Annotated in this window: 26 protein-coding genes; 23 read left to right on the forward strand and 3 right to left on the reverse strand. The window is 37.5% G+C overall.

The window, feature by feature from the left end:
* The first annotated feature begins 171 nt into the window (after positions 1-171).
* On the forward strand, positions 172-438 hold the full coding sequence (locus DS031_RS19920) for a phosphocarrier protein HPr (protein WP_113807954.1): 267 nt from the start codon (positions 172-174) through the stop codon (positions 436-438).
* An 89-nt stretch (positions 439-527) separates the two neighbouring features.
* Positions 528-1,037, forward strand: coding sequence for a DMT family transporter (locus DS031_RS19925; protein ID WP_113807956.1), 510 nt, complete (start codon positions 528-530; stop codon positions 1,035-1,037).
* A gap of 334 nt (positions 1,038-1,371) precedes the next feature.
* On the opposite strand, the gene DS031_RS19930 is transcribed toward DS031_RS19925, so the two are convergent.
* Positions 1,372-1,833: a hypothetical protein gene (locus DS031_RS19930; RefSeq protein WP_113807958.1), complete on the reverse strand. Its 462-nt coding sequence runs from the start codon at positions 1,831-1,833 to the stop codon at positions 1,372-1,374.
* A gap of 106 nt (positions 1,834-1,939) precedes the next feature.
* On the opposite strand from DS031_RS19930, the gene DS031_RS19935 reads away from it, so the two are divergent.
* The 11 genes from DS031_RS19935 (at position 1,940) to DS031_RS19985 (ending at position 11,720) form a co-directional block, all read left to right on the forward strand.
* A complete protein-coding gene (locus DS031_RS19935; RefSeq protein ID WP_181833266.1) occupies positions 1,940-2,257 on the forward strand; it encodes a hypothetical protein in 318 nt (105 codons plus the stop codon).
* Positions 2,257-3,528, forward strand: coding sequence for a glutathionylspermidine synthase family protein (locus DS031_RS19940; protein WP_113807962.1), 1,272 nt, complete (start codon positions 2,257-2,259; stop codon positions 3,526-3,528). Before DS031_RS19935 ends, DS031_RS19940 begins: the two co-directional genes overlap by 1 nt.
* Before the next feature lie 2 nt (positions 3,529-3,530).
* The gene (locus tag DS031_RS19945) at positions 3,531-3,965 is read left to right on the forward strand and encodes a DUF350 domain-containing protein (protein WP_113807964.1); all 435 of its coding nucleotides are present in this window, start codon (positions 3,531-3,533) and stop codon (positions 3,963-3,965) included.
* A 216-nt stretch (positions 3,966-4,181) separates the two neighbouring features.
* Entirely contained in the window at positions 4,182-5,375 is a 1,194-nt protein-coding gene (gene tnpB / locus DS031_RS19950; protein ID WP_181833267.1) for an IS200/IS605 family element RNA-guided endonuclease TnpB, read from the forward strand.
* Positions 5,376-5,769: 394 nt separating this feature from the next.
* Positions 5,770-6,180, forward strand: a complete 411-nt coding sequence (locus DS031_RS19955) for a hypothetical protein (protein WP_113807966.1) — start codon at positions 5,770-5,772, stop codon at positions 6,178-6,180.
* Between the two features lie 60 nt (positions 6,181-6,240).
* On the forward strand, positions 6,241-6,495 hold the full coding sequence (locus tag DS031_RS19960) for a hypothetical protein (RefSeq protein WP_113807968.1): 255 nt from the start codon (positions 6,241-6,243) through the stop codon (positions 6,493-6,495).
* 396 nt (positions 6,496-6,891) lie between these two features.
* Positions 6,892-8,181 (forward strand): isocitrate lyase, encoded by a 1,290-nt coding sequence (aceA, locus tag DS031_RS19965; RefSeq protein WP_113807970.1) that lies wholly within the window; start codon positions 6,892-6,894, stop codon positions 8,179-8,181.
* Between the two features lie 161 nt (positions 8,182-8,342).
* Positions 8,343-9,308 (forward strand): UV DNA damage repair endonuclease UvsE, encoded by a 966-nt coding sequence (uvsE, locus tag DS031_RS19970; RefSeq protein WP_113807972.1) that lies wholly within the window; start codon positions 8,343-8,345, stop codon positions 9,306-9,308.
* A gap of 62 nt (positions 9,309-9,370) precedes the next feature.
* The gene (locus DS031_RS19975; RefSeq protein ID WP_113807974.1) at positions 9,371-9,913 is read left to right on the forward strand and encodes a GNAT family N-acetyltransferase; all 543 of its coding nucleotides are present in this window, start codon (positions 9,371-9,373) and stop codon (positions 9,911-9,913) included.
* Positions 9,914-10,069: 156 nt separating this feature from the next.
* Positions 10,070-10,633 carry a CBO0543 family protein gene (locus DS031_RS19980; RefSeq protein WP_113807975.1) on the forward strand — a complete coding sequence of 188 codons (564 nt, stop codon included), beginning with the start codon at positions 10,070-10,072 and terminating at the stop codon, positions 10,631-10,633.
* 184 nt (positions 10,634-10,817) lie between these two features.
* On the forward strand, positions 10,818-11,720 hold the full coding sequence (locus tag DS031_RS19985; protein WP_113807976.1) for a DUF6612 family protein: 903 nt from the start codon (positions 10,818-10,820) through the stop codon (positions 11,718-11,720).
* 102 nt (positions 11,721-11,822) lie between these two features.
* Here the strand turns inward: DS031_RS19985 and DS031_RS19990 are convergent, their stop codons facing one another.
* On the reverse strand, positions 11,823-12,089 hold the full coding sequence (locus DS031_RS19990; protein WP_113807977.1) for a L,D-transpeptidase: 267 nt from the start codon (positions 12,087-12,089) through the stop codon (positions 11,823-11,825).
* Between DS031_RS19990 and DS031_RS19995 the strand changes: the two genes are divergently transcribed.
* The 7 genes from DS031_RS19995 (at position 12,079) to DS031_RS20025 (ending at position 17,652) form a co-directional block, all read left to right on the forward strand.
* Positions 12,079-12,543, forward strand: coding sequence for a DUF6115 domain-containing protein (locus DS031_RS19995; RefSeq protein WP_113807978.1), 465 nt, complete (start codon positions 12,079-12,081; stop codon positions 12,541-12,543). The genes DS031_RS19990 and DS031_RS19995 overlap by 11 nt on opposite strands.
* 10 nt (positions 12,544-12,553) lie before the next feature.
* A complete protein-coding gene (locus DS031_RS20000) occupies positions 12,554-12,988 on the forward strand; it encodes a YaaR family protein (RefSeq protein WP_245947577.1) in 435 nt (144 codons plus the stop codon).
* Between the two features lie 63 nt (positions 12,989-13,051).
* Entirely contained in the window at positions 13,052-13,405 is a 354-nt protein-coding gene (locus DS031_RS20005) for a PilZ domain-containing protein (RefSeq protein ID WP_113807979.1), read from the forward strand.
* Between the two features lie 286 nt (positions 13,406-13,691).
* Positions 13,692-14,948 (forward strand): D-alanyl-D-alanine carboxypeptidase family protein, encoded by a 1,257-nt coding sequence (locus DS031_RS20010; RefSeq protein ID WP_113807980.1) that lies wholly within the window; start codon positions 13,692-13,694, stop codon positions 14,946-14,948.
* 168 nt (positions 14,949-15,116) lie between these two features.
* Entirely contained in the window at positions 15,117-15,608 is a 492-nt protein-coding gene (locus DS031_RS20015; RefSeq protein WP_113807981.1) for a PH domain-containing protein, read from the forward strand.
* Entirely contained in the window at positions 15,598-17,031 is a 1,434-nt protein-coding gene (locus tag DS031_RS20020; protein ID WP_181833268.1) for a PH domain-containing protein, read from the forward strand. Before DS031_RS20015 ends, DS031_RS20020 begins: the two co-directional genes overlap by 11 nt.
* An 81-nt stretch (positions 17,032-17,112) precedes the next feature.
* On the forward strand, positions 17,113-17,652 hold the full coding sequence (locus tag DS031_RS20025; RefSeq protein WP_113807983.1) for an NADPH-dependent FMN reductase: 540 nt from the start codon (positions 17,113-17,115) through the stop codon (positions 17,650-17,652).
* Positions 17,653-17,776: 124 nt separating this feature from the next.
* On the opposite strand, the gene DS031_RS20030 is transcribed toward DS031_RS20025, so the two are convergent.
* On the reverse strand, positions 17,777-18,532 hold the full coding sequence (locus DS031_RS20030) for a rhomboid family intramembrane serine protease (protein ID WP_113807984.1): 756 nt from the start codon (positions 18,530-18,532) through the stop codon (positions 17,777-17,779).
* A gap of 160 nt (positions 18,533-18,692) precedes the next feature.
* On the opposite strand from DS031_RS20030, the gene acpS reads away from it, so the two are divergent.
* From acpS to DS031_RS20045, 3 genes are all read left to right on the forward strand, one after another.
* Positions 18,693-19,046, forward strand: a complete 354-nt coding sequence (gene acpS, locus DS031_RS20035) for a holo-ACP synthase (protein ID WP_113807985.1) — start codon at positions 18,693-18,695, stop codon at positions 19,044-19,046.
* A gap of 58 nt (positions 19,047-19,104) precedes the next feature.
* Positions 19,105-20,619 (forward strand): NAD(P)H-hydrate dehydratase, encoded by a 1,515-nt coding sequence (locus DS031_RS20040; RefSeq protein WP_113807986.1) that lies wholly within the window; start codon positions 19,105-19,107, stop codon positions 20,617-20,619.
* Positions 20,620-20,681: 62 nt separating this feature from the next.
* Positions 20,682-21,698, forward strand: a complete 1,017-nt coding sequence (locus DS031_RS20045; RefSeq protein WP_113807987.1) for a LolA family protein — start codon at positions 20,682-20,684, stop codon at positions 21,696-21,698.
* Positions 21,699-21,784: the final 86 nt, after the last annotated feature.

Genomic DNA, 21,784 nt, shown 5'->3' on the forward strand with positions numbered 1-21,784 from the left:
ATTCAGCATAACACTGTTGATATGGAGGTTTTTATTTACCGCCCTTTTTCAATCTTTTCCGTTATATAACGGAAAAAGGATACGTTTAGTGTAAGCGCTTTTTAAACTACAATGAAATTATGATAAGAAAATAACAGTTTGAGATGAATGGTAAAATAGGAGGAATTGAAAATGGCAGAAAAAACATTTATTGTAGCTGATAAGGCAGGACTTCATGCGCGTCCCTCAACAGTGTTAGTCAATACAGCAAGTAAATTTAAGGCTGATATTAAACTAGAATACAATGAAAAACAAGTGAACTTAAAATCGATTATGGGGGTAATGGCTTTAGCCGTTCCAACTGGGGCCGATGTGAGGATTGTTGCAGAAGGGACAGACGCAGAAGAAGCCATTCAAGAGCTTGAAGCAGCTCTTAAAGGAGCAAATTTAGTAAGCTAATTAATTGTAAGCAAAGATGAATAAAGATAAAAATTTGTATGGATCAGGATTAGCTGGAGTGTTGAAATCATAAGGAAAGAGGCTTTTACATGTATGTTGTTTCTATTATTTTTGCTCTTTTAGCAGGCTTATTAATTAGTATGCATGGTGTTGTCAACAGTGGGGGAAGTAAAGTCATTGGATTGCCGGCTATGCTTGCTTGGTTTCCAATTATTCAGGCTGTTCCTGCTCTCCTCTACATATTGTTTCGACAACCAGCAATTGGATTGGGACAATCGCTTGTTCAAGGATTTAAATGGTACGTTATTTCTGGAGTGCTTGGAATTACAATCGTAACGGTATTGACGCTTTCTATTTCAAAAATTGGCGCTCTTTCCGCCTTTGTAATTGTAGTTTTAGGGCAAGTAATCGGAGCAGCCCTTGCAGATCAATTTGGATTGTTTGGTACACCGATAAAACCGGTTAACACGATGCGGATTGTTAGTATTTTTATCATTATGATAGGTGTTGGACTGCTGTTAAAATCAGAGCCTGCAAAAACTGAAGTAAAGATAGACCATACTTCTTCATCCTCTCATGGGCTAAAACATTCTTCTTAAAGAATAAAAAACTCTTGGATTTTGTGACAAATCCAAGAGTTTTTTATATTAATCTTGTTATTTATATAATACGAGATCGATTATTATTTAGTCGTTAGAAATAAGAAATTGGGATAGGAATTACCATGACGTATAAAAGTTTTTTGAGAAAATGGCTTGTAACGCAATCACCATAAAAGAAAAGAAACCAGCTTTTTTTGTCTTATTCATCATTAATTCCTCCTTGTTAGTAAAACCTGCTTGTTTATTTCTTAAATTAAGAATAGCATGGACTTTTTACTTTGTTACATTTCGCGTGAGGAATTGTGACAAACAAATTTCAAATGTTCAGATATTAATCTTCTATAATAAGGCCTGTGTCTTCTACAAATAAAATATACGCTTTTCGATCTTCGTCTACTTCAGCTAAGACGCGGCAGTATTCTTTTTGAGATAAAGTGATATATGTATTGCCTAAGTATCCTAGTACTTCATCATGATTAAAACAGTGATAAGTATGAAGAATTTTGCGCTCGCCAATATTTTTAAATTCCCTTACTTCAATAACAAGGTTGTCGTAAGTAGGACCGCTTCGGATTGGGGATTCTTTTTTTGTTTCTTCTACATAAATGACAAAGCGGTCATCTTCGAGGGCTGAGCTTGTTTGTTGATAAATAATGCCATCTTTTACGAAAAGCTCGCATTCTCTGCGCACATAAATTTGTTCGCGTTCAAGATTTTTATAATGATAAAGGGCTGGGAAATCATTAAATTCATCATTCAATCGGTATTCCAAAACATTTATTTTACTGATCATGTAATCGCTCCTTTTATAAAATTTGGTAAATCTATTATAATGGATATGATTTATAATGGGCTAGTATCATATAATGAAATAGAAATACAAACAAGGGGGTATGACCTTGAAGAAGACGAAGCGGCTTATGACAGGGGTATTATCAACGGCCCTTGCAGTCGGGCTGTCTGGATGCGGCAGTGAGAGGCTTAGTGAACCGGATGATTCAAGGTGTCGAGACTGGGATTGGAACAGTGATCTTGGTGTCTATGAATGCGATGACGATGATTCAGGATATCGCGGTTCCTATTATTACGGGGGCACGTATTACAAAAGTAAAAATGCGCTTAAAAGCAGCAGCAGTTACAAATCTTATTCAAGCTCATCAAGTTTTAAAGGAAGCAGCGGCTTTGGTACGGGTTCAAAGGGGGGCTTTGGCGGTTAATGGATGGTAATGAGATCAGCTTACATAATGAGAAGCGCCGTAAGCTTTATGAAAAGATTGCTAATTTTTGGTTTGATTTAGACGGCGAACCGTATGCCCTTTATGACCTTCATTACTTTACTGAAAAAGAAGTGAAAGACATTCACCTTGCAACAAAAAGAGCAGGGACTGTGTATTTTAAAACAGCTCAGCTTCTTCGGGAAGTAGATGATGAAACACTCCTTCAGCTTGGCATTCCAAAAGAAGCGCTTTTCTTTGTGCGTGAAAAAACGATGCGGATAGAAAGTGTAATTTCGCGTCTTGATTTTGTAAAAACAGAGGATGGATTAAAGGTGCTTGAAGCAAACACTGATACACCAACATTTATTATGGAATGTAACCGTGTAAACAGTGCGGCTGCAGCTCATTTTCATGCTATCAACCCTAATGAAGGAATGGAAGAGAGACTTGGCAGAGCGGTTCGAAATGTTGTGTTTGAAGCGTACCATCGTTTAGAAAAAAAGGAGTTTCCATCGATTGTTTTTACAGCACACCGCACTCATACAGAAGATTGGCATACAATCACTTATTTACAGGAGATTAGTGGATTGCCTGCGAAATGTTTAGGTCTTGATCAGCTTCGCATTGTTAGCGGAGATGGTTTGTATGATGAAGAAGGAAATCGAATTGATGTACTGTACCGTCAAACATATCCAATTGAATATTTAATTTATGATCGAGATGAAGCAACAGGAGAACAAGTCGGTTTAGAGCTTATGAAGCTCGTTTCAGAACGTAAGCTTGGCATCGTTAATCCGCCTTCTGCGTTTTTACTGCAAACAAAAGCTGTTCAGGCAGTGATTTGGGGCTTGTATGAAGAGCGGCATCCGTTTTTTACAGAAGAGGAACATCATTGGATTGAAACGTATTTTCTGCCGACTTATTTAGAGGAAGATGTGTTTCTAGAGAACAAGCAGCCATATGTAAAAAAGCCGTGTTTTGGACGTGAAGGTGGTTCGATTACACTTTATAATGAAGAAGGAAAATTTCTCGAAAAAAATCAGCCAACGCTTTATGATGAGTTTTTAGCGGTTTACCAGCAATGTGTAGAACTTCCGAAAAAAATAGTCAGCATGCCAACAGGAGAAAAAGAAGTGCACTTATTAATTGGTTCATTTTTAATTAACGGCGAACCTGGAGCGATTGGTGTGCGGGCCGGCAATAAAATTACAGGAAATGAAAGCTGTTTTTTGCCAATTGGACTCAAAAAGGATTATGAAAGGGAGCGATAGTGATGATCGACTTAAACAGTGCTATTGAAACATTAAGTTATATTGGTGTCGGAATTGTATTGTTAATTGTAGGAACAATTTTATTTGCGGTGACAACAAAAATTAGTGAAAAAAAGTTAATCCTTGAAGAAGGAAATGTTGCGGAAGCGTTAAAGCTTGGTGGAAAAGTTTTGGGGCTTGCGATTGTCATTTATGCAGCAGCGGTTAACAGCATTAGTTTAGCAGATATGGTGATTTGGGGATCATTTGGGATTGTCATTCAAATTATCGCTTTCTTAGTTGTTGAATATATTTTATTTCCAAAAGTTAAGTTAGAAAAGAAAGTAGAAGAAGGAAATATCGCCGTTGCCCTCATGCTTCTAATTGCATCGATTGCAGTTGGCCTTGTTGTATCTGGCTCGCTTTCTTATAACCCGCTTCTTGAGTATATTAGCTAGTTTTCAAAGAAAAAGACAGTCTCCTACGAACGTTGATGTGGGAGGCTGTCTTTTTACAGATTTTCCGAATGGGAAAGCCCATCGCCTTTAGGTATGAGATGATAGTGAGTCGAACAGGGCTTGTTTTTTGATACATTAACTATTCGATTTTTTTAATTCCTCTACTAGAAACGTTTGTTCTGTTATGGTGAAATTCTGTTAAAGGAGGTGGAAAAAATGAACATTCATAAAGCATATAAGTTTAGACTGTATCCCACAGCCCAACAAGCGACGATGATCAATAAAACGATTGGCTGCTGTCGGTATGTGTTTAACCAAGCTTTGGGGAACCAAAAGAAAAAGGATGCCTACTGGTACATCGTACAGGAAATGGTTCAAAATGGTCAGCTTCTAAAAAATGAATGGAAATCAGGTTTCTTTCATGCCGGTCGGGCCCAAAAAGAATTAACAGAAATAAAAAAGCAGATTGATTGGTTAAGAGAAGTCGATGCAACTGCTCTGCAGCGTACCCTTCAAGATTTAGGGAAAGCCTATCAGGACTACTACAAAAAAGCAAAAGGAAAACCTCATTTTAAAAGCAAGAAAAATGACGTACAGTCGTATACAACAAAATGTAACTACAACAAGAAAACAGGCGTTGGAACAATTCGAATTGAAAACGATCGTTTCGTTCGTCTTCCGAAAGTAGAACTCGTTCGTTTTGCGAAATCTCGTGAAATCGAGGGCAAACTTCCTTCAGCTACTGTAAGAAGAACGCCGTCAGGGAGATACTTCATCTCCATTTTAACCGAACAAGCTGCTCACTCTTCTCAATCCTCTCTATTCGAAGTCGGAATCGATGTTGGACTCAAAGATCTTGCGATTTTTTCTGATGGAACAAAGCTCAAGAATCCAAAATGGTTTTGTAAATTAGAAGAAAAGCTAGCCAAAAAGCAGCGTATTTTGTCAAGACGTCAAGTTGGCAGCACGAATTGGAATAAACAGCGTATCAAAGTCGCCCGCATTCATGAAAAAATCGTCAATGTTCGAAATGATTTTTTGCATAAAGTATCTTCTTCGCTGGTCAATGAAAACCAAGTGATCTGTATCGAAGATCTTCGTGTGAAAAACATGGTAAAAAACGGAATACTAGCTAAAGCGATTTCAGAAGTGTCATGGGCAGAATTTCGCCGCATGTTAACGTACAAATGTAAATGGTATGGAAAAGAGCTGATCGTAGTTGGCTCAAACTTTGCGAGTTCGCAGCTTTGTTCGAGCTGTGGATATAAAAATAAAGAAGTGAAAAACCTTCAGTTAAGAGAGTGGGAATGTCAATGTGGGGCTAAACATGATCGTGATCATAATGCCGCCAAAAACATTCTTCAAGAAGGGATAAGACTTCGAACCGCGGGGCACGCGGGGTTAGCCTAATGGGTACTGTACAGCGTTCTAAGGTACATCCTTTTTGAGCCGAAGGTTCAAACGACATAGGAAACTCATTGCTCAAGAAATCTTGTCGTGAGATAAGAGGACTTAACGCATGTGGGAGTGTCAAATATCGATTTTATTTGGTTGTTTTTCCATTATTGTAACAACTGAAAGAACAATAGCAAGTAACAGTAATACACCAAAAAACATGAAGCTTTCCATAAGTGTTAAATCAAACATCGCCATCGGCCTCTTTTCTTTGTCCTATGTAAATGATTCTCTTTCTCATTATAAATGATAGTGATTTTCATTTCCAGTGTTATTTTAATTTTAAAAGATTAATGATGTAAAAATATGCTAATATGAAGAGGAAGTTTATCATAATGGAAGTGATAATATGGGAGAAGTTATTAAATTTCTTGCAGAAGTTGTCAATACAATGCATGATCTATTAATCGTTATCCTCGCGGGGCTTGGTTTTGAGCTGACAGATAAACAGCTTCATTTTTGGATTATTGGCATTCTCGGAATGGGAATTCTTTTTGCTGTTCATCCTCTTTTTAAGTGGATTGCAAAGTGGAATATTTTCTCGCTTTCTTTTGTTTATACGTTTACTGTTCTCGTTGTTATCGTGTTTGCGATTGAAATTCAGCAAAAAATAACAAACAGGGGCAATATGGAGTTTCAAGATGCGGTCATTGGCCTGTGGGGCTTTCTCGTTTTCTTTTTGATTTATTTAGGAATAAAAGGAATTCTATTTGGAATCCAAAAGCTTATTGAAAAAGTAAAAAAATCTTCGAGCCTGTAGACATATCTTCTTCAACTCTCTCATATACGTGTTATAAATCTAGTAAATGGGGGAGAGCGGATGATAGATTTACAGCACAAAGTAATCGAGATGCTTCAAAATGAAGGTGGACAAGCATTAACAACAGAACAGTTAGCATTAAGAATAGGAATTAGTGTAGAGAAAGCGGCCGAGGTGCTTTACGAGTTAACAACATCGGGACAAATTTGCACAAAGAAAAATAACCATTATATTGCTCGTGAAAGCCTCTGGGGCTGGATCTGCACTTTCAACCTATTGGTAAGTGCGGCTGCTGTGATGATTATGTATTATTAACATCTTGATCAGTTTACCACAAAACTTTTTACATAATATATGTTAGGCAATCATCTTAAAGGTAAGGAGATTGCCTTTTTTGGTCTAGAGACAAGGTGTAAAACAGTATATATGAGTAAATTTTCATAAATTTATAAAAATTAGAAAAAAACCATTGACGAGGACATGGTACTGTTATAATATAATAAACGTATAATAAATATTGTATTATAACAGTTAAGACGAAAGCTTATTTTTATTGAAGGAGGTATAAAGGGAAACGTTAAATTTTTACCGAAACAAACCTATGTGAACAACGATGAATTGAAAGCGTGAGCAGTTGTTTCGGATCTATTTGTCGATTTGCTCTATTACCAGTCTGTGAAAATGATTCCTAATGAAAAGGGGAGATTTGAAATGGTAAACAAACAAGAGGCAAAACGTTTAGAGGAACAATGGAAAAATGAGGCGCGCTGGAGAGGGATTGAACGTCCTTATTCAGCAGAAGATGTATTAAAGCTTCGCGGTTCAATTCAAATTGAATATACACTAGCAAAAATGGGCTCTGAAAGACTATGGAACTTGCTTCATACTGATCCATTTGTACGGGCGCTTGGGGCGTTAACTGGAAATCAAGCGGTACAGCAAGTAAAAGCAGGATTGAAAGCGATTTATTTGAGCGGCTGGCAGGTTGCAGCAGATGCCAACCTTTCAGGACATATGTATCCAGACCAAAGTTTATATCCGGCAAACAGTGTGCCGAGCGTTGTAAAGCGGATTAATCAAGCACTGCAGCGCGCTGATCAAATTGAGCATGCAGAAGGAAAAAGTGAGCGCTACTGGTTTGCACCGATCGTTGCCGATGCCGAAGCAGGCTTTGGCGGGAAATTAAATGTGTTTGAATTAATGAAAGGCATGATTGAAGCAGGTGCTGCAGGCGTTCACTTTGAAGACCAGCTTGCATCGGAAAAGAAATGCGGTCACTTAGGCGGAAAAGTACTAATCCCGACTAAAACAGCGGTCCAAAATTTAATTTCAGCCCGTCTTGCGGCGGATGTCATGGGCGTACCGACACTTCTTATCGCGCGGACTGATGCAAATGCGGCCGATCTTATGACAAGTGATATTGATCCATATGATCATAACTTTATTGCAAGTACAGAGCGGACAGATGAAGGGTTCTACCGCATGAAGGCAGGACTTGATCAAGCCATTGCCCGTGGTCTTGCATATGCGCCGCATGCTGATTTAATTTGGTGTGAAACATCTGAACCAAATCTTGAAGAAGCACAGCGTTTTGCGCAGGCCATTCATGAGAAATATCCAGGTAAAATGCTTGCATACAACTGCTCGCCTTCATTTAACTGGAAAGCGAAACTTAGTGATGCGCAAATTGAAACATTCCAAGAAAAGCTCGGGGAAATGGGCTACAAGTTCCAATTCGTTACACTTGCTGGTTTCCACTCCTTAAACAACAGCATGTTTGAGCTTGCGAAAGGTTACAGCAAGCGCGGCATGGGCGCTTATTCTGAACTTCAGCAAAGAGAATTTGATAATGAATCGCTTGGCTATACCGCGACACGCCACCAGCGTGAAGTTGGAACAGGTTACTTTGATGAAGTGGCAATGGCGATTACGGGCGGTAAGGCATCAACAACTGCGATGAAAGGTTCCACAGAAACTGAACAGTTCTCAACAAAATCATAATCATTGGTGAAATGAATTAGGGTCAGTCCTTCTCGAATGAAGATCTGGCTCTATTTTTTTTTTGAGTTAATCTCTTTTTGAAGCTGTCTGATTTGGAAATTATTCCTTTATATAATGGGTATACTAAAAAGTAACTCCATCAACATGAAGGATGTGATTAGATGACAATTGTTCGTTTAGGGTATGTTGCGATGAGTGTGCAGCTAAAAAACAGCTCCCCCTCGCAAACAATGACATATAAACAATTCTCACAGCTGCAAAACCGCGAAGCCGCGATTCGCAAGCTTGAACGGATTGCGGAGTCAAACCTTACAAACTGTTTGCGGTTATTAAAACATAATGCCGCCCATGATATTCACTTTTTCCGATTTAGTTCAAAGCTAATTCCGCTTGCTAATCATGAAGAACTTTCTGATTGGAACTATATGAGACCGTTAAAAGATATTTTGCAGGAAGTTGGCGAATATGTGGACGAACATAACATGCGCGTTGATTTTCATCCCGATCATTTTGTTCTTTTGAATTCACCAAAAACAGACGTATTAAAAAATTCACTCGTCACGTTAAATATGCACCGCGCTCTGTTAAAAGGAATGAATATTGATCCAAAGCACCGCTGTGTGATGCATGTTGGCGGCAACTATCAAAATAAAGAAAGCGCATTAGAGCGGTTTATACATAACTGGGGGCTTGTTCCTCAAGGCATCCAAGAAATGATTATGCTTGAAAATGATGATACATCGTTTACGTTAAAAGATACGTTATATCTTTGTCAAAAGCTTGCGATTCCGCTTGTATTTGATCATCATCATCATCTTGCCAATCATGAAGAAAAAGAATGGGAAGAATGCTGGAGCGGTGTGCTTGATACGTGGTCACATTCACCGCTTCCGGTTAAAATGCATATTTCAAGTCCAAAAAATGAAAAACAGTTTCGCCATCATTCTGAATATATTGATGTGATGCAGTTTCTCTCATTTCTTGATACAGTCAAAGGAAGCACTGATCGAATTGACTGCATGATTGAAGCGAAAAAGAAAGATGGTGCCCTTTTTCAGCTTGTTCGTGAGCTAAAGCAGGTAAGCTATATCGAATGGATTGATGAATCAAGTTTTCATATTAAGTAGCCGCTTTTTCTGCTGCTTTCTTATGGTAAGATAAGTAGAAAAGCTGCAGAAAAGGTGAAAAGATGTTTACGTATCCGCTAGATGAACATGCTTATTTAAAACTTTTAGAGCCTCAAGACGCAGAAGGGCTTTTTCACGTGATTAATTCAAGCCGCACACATCTTAGACAGTGGCTGCCGTGGGTTGATTTTAACCGCACTGCTGATGATTCGCGGACATTTATTAAGCATACGCAAAAACAGTTTTTTGAACAAAACGGCTTTCAAGCTGGCATCTTTTATAAAGAAAACCTTGCCGGTGTGATTGGTTTTCATCAGATTGATTGGAGCAATTCTTCAACAAGTATCGGCTATTGGCTTGGTGAACATTATACGGGTCAAGGCTTAATGACAAAAGCATGTGCGGCACTTGTGAATCATGCATTTACTTATTATAAATTAAACCGGGTTGAAATTCGCTGTGCCGCCCGCAATACGAAAAGCTGCGCAATTCCAGAGCGCCTTGGCTTTACAAAAGAAGGCGTCATTCGTGATAATGAACGCATTGATGGCCGCTTTGTAGATCACGTTGTGTACGGCATGTTAAAAAGAGAATGGCAGGAATAAGCTAACCAAGTATTTGGTTGGCTTTTTAGCATGGATTTTTATAACAAATGCTTCCCACTTTTGGATATATAGGTATAGTGAACCATTTAAAAAGAGAAAATAAAAAGTATAGAGTTAGGTAAGCTTGTAAATTTTTCTTCAAAGTGAGGTGATGAAATGAATCCCCCTAAAATATATAAAGAAGAGCTTAATAAAGTTTTTGAACTGATGAATAAAGCTCAAACTTTAAAGTGGGAGGTTTGGCAGGAGTATGTTATTTTTACTGCTCATTGGTGGGCAGGTATTTTTTTAACTATTATTCCTTGGATATTATGGATTTTCTTTCACAAAAAAGAAAGTACAAACCGCATGTTGTTTGTAGGCTTTTTCATCATGCTCATTTCATCATTTTTAGACTTTTTAGGAGTTAGATTAGGATTATGGCTTTATTATTATGATATCATCCCTTTTATACCTGCGTATTTCCCTTGGGATTGTACTCTTATTCCAGTTTTAGTTATGTTTTTCATTGAAGTGAAACCTAAAACAAATCCCCTCTTAAAAGCATTATTATTCGGTAGTTTAACCGCATTTGTTGCTGAACCTTTATTTGAATTTGTCGGGCTTTATAAGCCGTTAAAATGGGAGCATATTTATTCTTTTCCGATATTTACATCACTCTATTTAATAGCACATTTTCTAAGCAAAAGAAAAAATTTTCAAGAATTGGTGAACAAGTAGTTCAATTACTTTTAACGAGGTATTTGCTGCTAAAGTCCTGATATAAAGAGGCTTTTCTCTTTTTTAGAAGCTTCTTAGTTAAACAAGTAATCTTCCAAAAGTTGTTTTAGAAAAAAGTTTTTTGAAACTGTTGTGTATGATAATCGTATAGACATATGAAAGTTATAATTTGGGAGGGTAAAAAATGAAAAAATTAATGATGTTTGCTGTATTAAGCATTACGCTTATTCTTGGCGCATGCAGCAGCGAAACAACCGAAGAAGGTACGGATACGGAAGGAAGTCCGAGCATCGGTGAAGCACTCGAGCTTCAAGAAGTAATGGATAAGGCAATCGAAGCAAATCAAAACTTAAAAAGCTTTTCAATGGAAATGGACATGAACCAAACGATTACATCGGATCAGCAGCCAGAACCGGTAAATATGGATTCGAGCATAACAGCGGATATGGTGATGGAGCCGCTGGCGATGCACCAAACGATGACGATGGATATGAGTGCAATGGCTGGTATGGAAAACAGCGGAGAAATGCCGCAGGAAATGACAATGGAAATGTATTTAACTGAAGACGGCTTTTACATGAACAACCCAATGATGGGCGGCTGGACGAAATTTCCGAGTGACATGTATGAAGAGATGATGACAATGTCTACTGCACAGCAGGATCCAAGTGAACAGCTGAAAAAATTACAGCAGTATGTCGACCACTTTTCAATGAAATCAGATAATACAACATACACATTAACGATTTCAATGAAAGATGAACAGCTGAAGAAATTTATGGAAGAAGAAATGAAGAACATCATGCCTGAATTTGAAATGACACCAGAAATGATGGAAGAAATGAAAATTAACAATTTAGAGTATACGTTTGTTGTAAATAAAGAAACATTTTATCCAGAGAAATTTAACATGACGATGGATATGGAAGTAAATGCTGAAGGTGAGAAAGTAAATATGACGCAGAAAGCATCCGGAACATATTCAAACTTTAACGGTGTAGACGAAATTGTTGTACCAGATGAAGTGAAACAAAATGCACAAGAGATGCCTGCTGAAATGCCGCAAATGGAGCTTGAGCAGCAGTAGTATTAGTAAAATGCCAGGTAACTCCGTTGGAAGTGCCTGGCACTCGTGTGTAAAGGGGGCTTCTCTTTGTGTAAATCGCCTTTTTATATGCTTATCTAGCTTTTATCCAAGCCAATAAAAGGTATCTTTTGATGTTTGATTAATATTAGATATTGAATTTGGGGTAAGGCGCTTTAACATATTGTTAGAAATAGCATGTTTACTTAAGAGTTGTTTGTTATCGATAATGTGAACCACCGCTCCTTTTGGCGTGAAATGGAACAATTCGATTATATCCTCATTTTTTAACCGCACACAGCCAAGCGACTTGTTTTGTTTAATTGAGTCGACATCATATGTACCATGAAGGGCAATATTTTTGCATCTCATTAGTATTCTAGCGATTGTAATTTTATTTCAGAGAAAGCCATTAGAAAAAAAGGATGAAACAGACCTGTTAGAAGATGCACAGACCATTCATCAAAGTATTGAAGCGTTTGTAAAGAGGATGGAAAGAGAAAATGAAGTGCTTTATCAAAAACTCGTTGATTATATTAAAGCGAAAGAAAATAAGTTCAATGAGATAGTTCAAATGTTAGAAGAAAAGTTAGATACTAAAGATACTGAAGACAACTTAGTTATTCGAGAGAAGTCATCAGCCCTTCAGCAGGATTCAAGGCAACCTGCTATCAATGAATTAAATGTTAAACAATCAAAAGAGGAAAAGATTTCACAGTTATATAAACAAGGTTTTTCACCAAAACAAATAGCTAAATTAATTCAGAGCGATATTGGTGAAGTAGAGCTCATTATCAATATGTTGAGGAAAAAACAGCTATTATAAGTAAAATGAGGTGCTTTATTTGCGAATTGAAAGGCAAACTAACTTTCCATTAGATATGTTTAAAAAAGAGATTGGAGAAGGTAAAGCGGCTGATTCCTTTTCTAATGTGATGAGGAAATCACAGCTCGATTCTTTAAATCAATTAATGAACCGTCTAGAAGAGCAAGGGCAGAGACTTGCCAAACATAAAACAATTGAAAATCTAAGAGATTATAAGAAGTTAGTAAGGCAGTTTATTGGAGAAGCGTTAAGTTACGGTTTGCAATTATCTGAAAAGCAAAGTCATAACTATCATAGTGGGATGAAAACTCATCAATTAGTAGAAATTGTTGATGAAAAATTAATTGAGCTTCAGGAAGAAGTTTTAAATAAGGAAGGGCAGGGGATTGATGCTCTTCGTTTAGTTGGAGAAATAAAAGGGCTGTTAATTAATTTGTATATGTAAAATACAGAGAATTTTTAGCTTCTTTTTCAATAGAGAATGTACAGCAGCAAGGGGAGAGAATCAATGGCTGAAAATCGTCGCGAATTTTTCCGTGTGTTATTTAATCCACTTATTAATGGAGAGGTTTCCATAATAGAAGGTGGAAGTTTTATTTCTGTCAAAATTGATAATCTTAGTATTTGTGGAATGGGCTTTATTTCAAATATTGATATTCCGATGCATCAAAAAGTAGAATGCAGCTTTAATATTTTAGATAGTTCTTTTACTGTAGAGGGTTTTATTATTAGAAAGAATGCACAAACCAATTATGTTGAATATGGTGTTGCGTTTGAAATCGATCAAGAAACATCCTCGGAGCTATTTAAGCAGTTAAATTATTATCAAATTCGTCAACGTCGCGGACACCTTGAAGATTAATAAAATATAATGTTCAAAAAATATCTCGGTTAGTAAAAAGGATACATGACAGGGTCAACCCTGTCATGTATCCTTTTTACTTTTACGAACATATAAAAATAGAGGTATCGTATAAATAAGTATAAGATATTTTCCGTATTGTTAAAATTTCTTTTCAATTTGAGTAACTTGTCAAACAGAATAATCATTTATGATAAGATAAGAACGTTAAATCGTCAAAAAACGACACTATTATACAAAGTACGACTATTTCTAATCTATTCTTTCATTTGGAGTGAAGTTTGCGATGAAAACGTTTTTTAAAAAAGTGATAGCTGTTTGTATAATTGGAGTGTTCTTAAATCCAATCCTTTCTGTGCAGGCTGAAGAAGAAGAGATTTCTTCTCTTGAAAGTGAGGCTGCGATATTAATTAATGCAGATACCGGTGATGTACTGTATGAAAAAAACAGTCATAAAAAAATGTATCCAGCGAGTATTACAAAAATTATTTCCGGTATCATGGCGATTGAGCAGGGAAACTTAGGAGAAACGGTGAACGTTAGTAAGCGGGCAAGAGAAGCGGATGGGACACGGGTTTATCTCTTAGAAGAGGAAGAAGTAACATTAAAAAAACTTCTTCAAGGCATGCTTATTAATTCAGGAAATGACGCGGCCATTGCGATTGCAGAGCATCTCGGCGGCAGTGTAGAACAATTTGCTGAAGAGATGAATGCGTTTATGGAAAATAAGATTGACGTAAAAAATTCACACTTTACTAATCCACACGGCCTTTTTGATGAAAACCATTATACAACAGCCGCTGATATGGCAAAGGTTTCACGCTACGCGATGCAAAATGAAACCTTCCGTGAAATTGTTGGAACAAAAGAGCTTGAATGGATTGGAGAAGGGTGGGAAACAACACTTTATAACCATAACCGTATGCTTTGGAATTATGAAGGAACAACAGGTATAAAAAATGGGTTTGTCTCACAATCTCGTTTTACACTTGTAACAGCTGTAAAACGAGGAGGCTCTGAATTTATTGCGGTCACATTAAAAGCCAATACAAAAAATGCTTCTTACCGTGATATGAAAAAGATGTTTGATTATGCATTTAAACACTATGAAACTCGTTTTATTGCAGTTGATAAACAGTTTACAAGTGTGGATGGAACAAACTACGGTCTTGAGAGCGAAACAGCTTTTATGATAAAAAAAGGCGAGCGCTTTAAGATCACAGTTAGTGAATTTGGAGAGCTTGTCATTACAGGAGAAGATGGGCGGGTTGTATTAAGTAAGCCTTTGAAGGTTATCGAAAAAAGAGGGAAAAAGAGAAATATTGCTTCAGCAGCTTCTCTTTATGAAGAAAATGAAGAAGAGTTGTCTATTTCCACAGCATCATCTTCTTCAAATGGTCTACTTTTTGTTGGTATTGGGATTTTTTGTTTCATCTTAATTATTGTAAGTATTGTATATGTATATCGTAAGCATCTTCTTCGTAAAAAACAAAAAAATCTCCTTAATGAAGTAAGAAATTATATAAACAAAAGAAACCTTTGAAAAGGGGTCTGACCCCGCAAAAAGACAAAAGCTCCATTCTGTCCATATGGGAAGGACAAAAAATGGTGAAGGTGTCTCAAAGTACTGCTTTGAGACACCTTCTTTTTATTTTATTAATGAATCATGTAAAATTAATCATTAGATAAAGTATAGAAGGTAGGGCTTACAATGCGTAATCGGCCAAAACACTCTCTTGATCCAAAGGCATTAACGGTTTGGCGAATTCATGGCATACTCAATACGATAGTTGTATGGGTGCTGCCGTTTGCTTATTTTATTTTACGAAAGTTTGATTTTATTCCACATTTATCGAATTGGATTCCAGTACTACTTATGATCATTCCACTTGTTTATACGCTTTTTGCAGTAGTTATCATGCCATCATTACAAATGAAGAGATGGCGGTATGAAGTAACCGAGCATGAGATTGATCTTGAGCGGGGCGTTTTGTTTGTAAAAAAAACACTAATCCCAATGGTACGCGTTCAGCATGTAGATACAAAGCAGGGCCCGGTTTACCGCCGTTATCAATTAGCCTCTGTGACGATTTCAACCGCAGCAACGGTTCATGAAATCCCTGCGTTATCAAACAGCACAGCAGAGGAACTAAGAGATCGTATTTCTGAATTAGCGAGGGTGGCTGATGATGATGTCTCATAAAGAACGTCTTCATCCAATCGCTGTTGTTTTGTCCTTTGGTAAATCATTAAAAGAGATGCTTATTCCATTAATATTCTTTCTATTTGTTAATGTGGGAGAGCGTGCTTTTTTTTCTTTAAACAGTTTAGCAATTGTAGGTGTTTTTTTATACATTATCATTAGCGGTATCGTGCAGTGGATGATGTTTCATTATTACATAGAAAACGAGGAACTTCGAATTGAATATGGCGTGTTTGTGAAAAAAAGGCGTTATATTCCGAAAGATCGCATTCAATCGATTAACATCTCATCAGGACTGCTTCAGCGTATGTTTGGTCTTGTGAGAGTCCAGATTGAAACAGCAGGCGGTTTTGATAAAGCAGAAGCAGAGCTTGCAGCTGTGACAAAGGAAAAAGCCGCAGTCTTACAAGAACTACTTCTTGTTACTCCTAACAATGAAGGAGAAGCACTGACAGCAGAAAAACCGAAAAAGATCTGGAAACTATCAACAAAAGAACTTTTCCTTGCATCAGCAACTTCTGGAGGAGCAGGTGTGATTTTTTCTTTCATTGCCGCTTTTTTAAGTCAATTTGATCAGTTTATTCCGGCAAAATATGTCTCGCTTTTTATTGAAAGGGCCCTTGCATCAAGCATTGCTTTTATTGCATTTTTCATTTTTATTGCTGCCCTTTTAACATGGCTGTTTTCGATTGCTGGTACAATTCTTAAATTTGGTGGCTTTACGCTTTCAAAAAACGAAAAGGAACTCCAAATAAAAAGCGGTATTTTAGAGCAAAAACAGCTTACAATTCCACTTCACCGCATTCAAGCTGTTCGAATTGTTGAAGGGATTTTGCGGCAGCCTTTTGGATTTGCGGCCCTTTATGTTGAAAGTGCCGGGGGCGGAGGAAAAGAAGAAAATTATTCGACCGTGCTGTATCCGCTTATTCGTAAAAAAGATGTTTATTCCTTTTTGCAGGAAGTATTACCCGAATATGCGCATGAGGCTAACCTATACAATCTTCCAAGGCGGGCTATGATTCGCTATATGCTTCGATTCAGTTTGCCGCTGTTCATTATTGCTGTTCCGGTTATTATTTTTGTGTCTCACCCTTATCGATGGTTAGCGCTGCTTCCTGTTATAGGAGGAGCACTGCTTGGCTATGTTCAGTATAAGAGCGCCGGCTGGCAACTTGTATCTTCTCATCTTTATGTCTCAGCGCGTAAACTTGCCAAAACGACAGCTATTGTTAAAAAACAGCGGGTTCAGGCGTTGGAAAGTAAGCAATCGTATTTTCAAAAACGAAAAAAGCTGCTTACAGTTTCTGTTTTTATTATGTCGAGTTTTTCAGGACGTGCCTTTCATATTGTTGACTTAGGGGAAGAGAATGCAGATGATCTCGCAAACTGGTTTTCTTATCAAACAAAAAAACTCTCTCTATAAAAAAGAGAGCTTTTTCTTTGATACTTTTTAAATAAAAATGTATAATAAGTATAAATAGTAAAAGCAAAAGAGGTGCTCAATATGAAAATTACATTAGTGTGCGGTAGTATTAGAGAAAAATCAACAACAAAAGCAATTTTATCGCAAGTGAACGATTATTTAGAAAATCAGAACATTGAAGTGAATTTCATTGATTTTCAAAACCGTCCGCTTCCGATGTTTGATGGAACAAAAGAAACGAAGGAAAAAGCAGCTTGGTGGATTAAAGCAGTTGATGAAGCGGATGGTTTAATTGTTGCTTCACCTGAATATCACAATTCATTTAGCGGTGTGTTAAAAAATGCGTTTGATTTTATTTCATTTGATCAAACACATGATAAACCAACAGGAATGATCGCAACAGCAGGCGGAGGAAAAGGCGGAATAAACTGTTTAAACGGCATGCGTACGTTTTTACGAGGTATTGGCGCATTAGTGCTTCCACAGCAAGTTGCCATTGATGCAGGAGAATTTAATGACGTACCAATTTGTACAAATAAAGATCTTTGTGAGCGTGCTTTTCAGCTTAGTGATGAAGTCGTGCGTTTTGCAAAGCTTTTAGAAAAACAAAAGGTGTCGTAACATTGTAACACCAGGGTATAGACCCCCTCCGGCAGTAAATAAATTATAGGTGGAAACTTGCTTTTATCTACTATAAGAGGGGGTTAAATGATTAATCATTCGGTTTCTGTTTTTAATTCCACTATTAAATCATCCGAACAAGCACTCCGATGGCAACAAGCAAAATAAAAAATCCCCAAATAATTTTTGACGTAAGATTACTATTAAAACGGCGTCTTCTCTTCCAACGGTTTGGATTAAATGAAATTTCATCGTCTGAAGCCTTCACAACATTCACACGATAAATTGAAAAAGGTCGCGCTTTTCTTAAGACAAGTGGTGCAAGGGCAGCACCGCCTAAAAAGCCGAATAGATGACCTAATACATTAATGTTTGAAGTAAAAAAGCTCATCACAAGGCCGATTGCTAAAATAGTAAGCACAAGCTGCGCGTTTCCACGGTCAATTAAATCTTTTCGATAAAACGACATATACAAGTAAATCCCAAACAAGCCATAAATAGCACCAGAGGCACCGAGGTGGGTGTAATAAGAGTTTTCTAAAAAATAAGTAACGATATTAGCGATTGCCCCTGCTCCTACATAGGAAAATAAAAACAATGGTTTTCCAATCATGCGCTCTAAAGCAGGTCCGAATAAATAAAGAGAAAACGAGTTAAATAAGAAATGAGGAAACGTTTGATGCAAAAAGATTGGTGTAAGGATGCGCCAATATTCCCCTTGGGCAATCAAACCGTTTTGTCCAATCCCATAGTAGAGGACGGTTTGGCCGGTCGGAATGTAATTTATAATGACAAAAAGTAAAAAGTGAAGAGCAATTAATACAGAAACAACCGGGTATAGTCGAATAAATGCCCGAAATGATTCTTGTCTGACAAACATCAGCATAACCACCTTTATAAAAAGCGAGATGCCTTTATTTTAGCATAGTCGGTGTACAAGCTAAAAATGCAAAGTTTTTATTCGGTGGCAAAGATGAATTCATTATAAAGATATGAGAAAATAAATCATCAAGTATTATGGAAAAGAAAGGATTTAGTTGATGATTATTGGCATTGGCATTGATATTATAGAGCTTTATCGAATCAAAAGGACAATCGAACGAAATGAAAAATTTGTACCGCGTATATTAACGCCAAGGGAACAGGATCGCTACTACAGCTTACCGCCAAACCGTCAAATTGAATTTTTGGCAGGAAGATTTGCTGTAAAGGAAGCATATGCAAAAGCACGAGGGACTGGTATTGGAAAATTAAGTTTTCAAGATATTGAAATTTCTTCTGAAAATGGAAAGCCTGTGATTCGTTCAGAAGCACCGGAAAAAATTTTTGTATCCATCTCCCACAGTAAAGATTACGCTGTTGCACAAGTTATTATTGAAAGCTTGTCATGCTAGTCTGCATATTGCGCGGTGCTCGTTCATATATTTTTAGTGCGGTTAGGAGGGAACTATTGTGCAGGTTGTAACGAGAGACGAGATGTATGCTGTTGACCGCTATGCAGGAGAAGAAATTGGGCTGACAGGTTTATTGTTAATGGAAAATGCAGGGCAGGCTGCTGCAAAAAAAATAATGGAAAGGCTGACAGGCAGTGAACAACTTGCTGTATTAATTGGCACCGGAAATAACGGAGGAGACGGTTTTGTCCTTGCAAGGGTATTAAAAAGTATGGGGTATGGTGTTGATGTTTGGTTAATACCAGAGAAAAATAAAATAAAAGAAGACGCCAAAAAAGCAATGATTATTTACGAGCGGTCTGGGTTTTCATACCGTTCGTATCACCAAGAAGGACATGAATGTTTCTTGTCCTCGCTTGCAAACACGGAAGTGATCGTTGATGCGCTTTTAGGGATTGGGTTGAAAGAATCTGTACGCTCTCCTTATGCTAACATTATTGATGCTGTAAACAGCCAAAGTGCATTCATTCTTTCCATTGATCTTCCGAGTGGAGTGCCTGCAGATGGAGGTCCTGTCTCACTTGCCATCCAAGCTGATGAAACGATAACCTTGCAGTGTCCCAAAGTCGGCGCCTATACGTTTCCAAGTGCTGATTACTATGGAAAACTTACAGTAGTAGATATTGGAATTCCGCCAAAAGCATTTCAACAGCTGCCAGTAAGAAAAGTGTGGCAGGTAATGGATGTGAAAACCGCTCTCCCAGTGCGAAAGCCTTCATCACATAAAGGCACCTATGGAAAAGGATTAGTTGTTGGCGGATCACTGTCAATGCCGGGCGCTCCGATTATGACAGCAAAAGCTGCGCTTCGATCCGGCTCTGGTTTGTTAACTGTCGCTGTACCAGAAGAGATTCACTCTATTGCAGCAAGTCATATTAGTGAAGCAATGTTTACACCGTTTTCTAATCAAACGTCTTTATTTCAAAAGCCTGATGAACAAATTCCATATGATACAATTGCAATCGGCCCAGGTCTTGGAAGAGACAGCTATGCTGAAGGTAGGGTACGGGAAGCCCTTACGCTTTCTGTTCCACTTGTGATTGATGCTGATGGGTTATTTCATTTAAAAACGATGCTGCCTCTCTTAAAAAAGCGTCAAGCTCCAACGATTTTAACACCTCATTCAGGAGAAATGGCACGGCTTTTAGAATGGAGTGTGGAAGAAGTTGAACATAACCGCATTCAACTTTCTAAACAGTTTGCAAAGGAATACGGTCTTTATCTTGTCTTAAAAGGACCATATACCATTGTAACCACACCAACAGGCAGTCAATTTATTAATACAACTGGAAATGCCGCACTAGCAAAAGGCGGCTCTGGTGATGTATTAACTGGAATGATTTTAGCTTTTTTAATGCAGCATAAAGTCATTCAAGAGGCCCTCAGTAATGCTGTCTATCTGCACGGAGCAGCAGCGGATTATTTAGTGAAAACGTCACATTCTAAATTGGATGTGCTGGCATCAGATCTTATTGAAGTGCTGCCGATTTTACTAAAAAAATATACTCGTTAGCTCGTTAAACTTGTGAATAACTCCCTTCTTTGTCGTGGAATTTAGACAAAGGAGTGAACCTGATGAGAAAGATGCGCTCAGTAATTTTAATACTCGTTGTCTTTTTGCTTGCACTAGCAGGGTGCGGTCAAAAAAGCCAAGAAGACATTTTAGGAAGTTTAGAAGAGAAGTGGGAGAAGCTTGATAGTTATAAAGCTGAAGCAACAATGACACTTGAGACTGGTGATGAACCTCGTATTTACCAAGTAGAAGTATGGCATAAAAAGCCAAGCTATTATCGTGTAAAATTGCAAAATGCTGATCAAGAGCAAAGTCAAATTATTTTACGCAATGATGAAGGGGTGTTTGTATTAACACCTGCTCTTAACAAAAGCTTCCGTTTTCAAAGTGAGTGGCCTGATAACCAAAGCCAAGTTTATTTATACGAATCGCTTATTAATGATATTTTAAACGATAAAGAACGTACATTTAAGGTGAAAGAGAAAGAAAAAGATTATACCTTTACAACAAAAACAAATTATCAAAATAAAAACCTTCATGAACAAGAAATTACATTGTCAGGGAAAACATTAGCACCAGAAAAGGTTGCCATTAAAGATAAGGATCTAAATGTTCTTGTAACCGTAGAATTTAAAAATGTAACATTTGACCATCCTTTTAAAGAAGAAGATTTTGATATGCAGCGCAATATGACGGGTGCTAAACTTGAAATTCCAACAATGGCTGAAACAGATCAACAGATGGAAGTCATGTATCCAATGTATGTTCCAGATGGTTTAGTATTAAGTGAAGAAAAAGAATTATCGGTAGATGGAGAAGAAAAAGTGATTTTATCTTACACAGGCGACAAGTCATTTACGTTAATTCAACAGCAGGCCCGTGCTGCAGTTGAAACAAGCACTCCTGTTTCAATGATGTATGGCGAACCTGTTGATTTAGGATTTACGATCGGAGTAATGAATAATCAATCCATTTCTTGGATGCATAAAGGAATGGAGTTTTATTTAACATCTAATAATATGGATGAGGACGAACTAGCGGCAGTGGCAAGATCTGTCCAAGGCATGACAGTTAAATAGACTTCATTTAACAGACTCAGTGTAACCCATTTTATGCTGAGTCTTTTTCTTATAAAAGAAACAATGTTTTTGAGAGTAAAAAAAGA

Origin of the sequence: Bacillus taeanensis (genome assembly GCF_003318295.1) — a bacterium.
In the GTDB taxonomy this organism is placed as follows: domain Bacteria; phylum Bacillota; class Bacilli; order Bacillales; family UBA6769; genus Maribacillus; species Maribacillus taeanensis.

Excerpts from the sequence above, each read along its gene's own strand:
- DS031_RS19920 (WP_113807954.1), top strand. The coding sequence starts at position 172 with ATGGCAGAAAAAACATTTATTGTAGCTGATAAGGCAGGACTTCATGCG.
- DS031_RS19925 (WP_113807956.1), top strand. The coding sequence starts at position 528 with ATGTATGTTGTTTCTATTATTTTTGCTCTTTTAGCAGGCTTATTAATT.
- DS031_RS19930 (WP_113807958.1), bottom strand. The coding sequence starts at position 1,833 with ATGATCAGTAAAATAAATGTTTTGGAATACCGATTGAATGATGAATTT.
- DS031_RS19940 (WP_113807962.1), top strand. The coding sequence starts at position 2,257 with ATGGATGGTAATGAGATCAGCTTACATAATGAGAAGCGCCGTAAGCTT.
- DS031_RS19945 (WP_113807964.1), top strand. The coding sequence starts at position 3,531 with ATGATCGACTTAAACAGTGCTATTGAAACATTAAGTTATATTGGTGTC.
- tnpB (WP_181833267.1), top strand. The coding sequence starts at position 4,182 with ATGAACATTCATAAAGCATATAAGTTTAGACTGTATCCCACAGCCCAA.
- DS031_RS19955 (WP_113807966.1), top strand. The coding sequence starts at position 5,770 with ATGGGAGAAGTTATTAAATTTCTTGCAGAAGTTGTCAATACAATGCAT.
- DS031_RS19960 (WP_113807968.1), top strand. The coding sequence starts at position 6,241 with ATGATAGATTTACAGCACAAAGTAATCGAGATGCTTCAAAATGAAGGT.
- aceA (WP_113807970.1), top strand. The coding sequence starts at position 6,892 with ATGGTAAACAAACAAGAGGCAAAACGTTTAGAGGAACAATGGAAAAAT.
- uvsE (WP_113807972.1), top strand. The coding sequence starts at position 8,343 with ATGACAATTGTTCGTTTAGGGTATGTTGCGATGAGTGTGCAGCTAAAA.
- DS031_RS19975 (WP_113807974.1), top strand. The coding sequence starts at position 9,371 with ATGTTTACGTATCCGCTAGATGAACATGCTTATTTAAAACTTTTAGAG.
- DS031_RS19980 (WP_113807975.1), top strand. The coding sequence starts at position 10,070 with ATGAATCCCCCTAAAATATATAAAGAAGAGCTTAATAAAGTTTTTGAA.
- DS031_RS19985 (WP_113807976.1), top strand. The coding sequence starts at position 10,818 with ATGAAAAAATTAATGATGTTTGCTGTATTAAGCATTACGCTTATTCTT.
- DS031_RS19990 (WP_113807977.1), bottom strand. The coding sequence starts at position 12,089 with ATGAGATGCAAAAATATTGCCCTTCATGGTACATATGATGTCGACTCA.
- DS031_RS20005 (WP_113807979.1), top strand. The coding sequence starts at position 13,052 with ATGGCTGAAAATCGTCGCGAATTTTTCCGTGTGTTATTTAATCCACTT.
- DS031_RS20010 (WP_113807980.1), top strand. The coding sequence starts at position 13,692 with ATGAAAACGTTTTTTAAAAAAGTGATAGCTGTTTGTATAATTGGAGTG.
- DS031_RS20015 (WP_113807981.1), top strand. The coding sequence starts at position 15,117 with ATGCGTAATCGGCCAAAACACTCTCTTGATCCAAAGGCATTAACGGTT.
- DS031_RS20020 (WP_181833268.1), top strand. The coding sequence starts at position 15,598 with ATGTCTCATAAAGAACGTCTTCATCCAATCGCTGTTGTTTTGTCCTTT.
- DS031_RS20025 (WP_113807983.1), top strand. The coding sequence starts at position 17,113 with ATGAAAATTACATTAGTGTGCGGTAGTATTAGAGAAAAATCAACAACA.
- DS031_RS20030 (WP_113807984.1), bottom strand. The coding sequence starts at position 18,532 with ATGTTTGTCAGACAAGAATCATTTCGGGCATTTATTCGACTATACCCG.
- acpS (WP_113807985.1), top strand. The coding sequence starts at position 18,693 with ATGATTATTGGCATTGGCATTGATATTATAGAGCTTTATCGAATCAAA.
- DS031_RS20045 (WP_113807987.1), top strand. The coding sequence starts at position 20,682 with ATGAGAAAGATGCGCTCAGTAATTTTAATACTCGTTGTCTTTTTGCTT.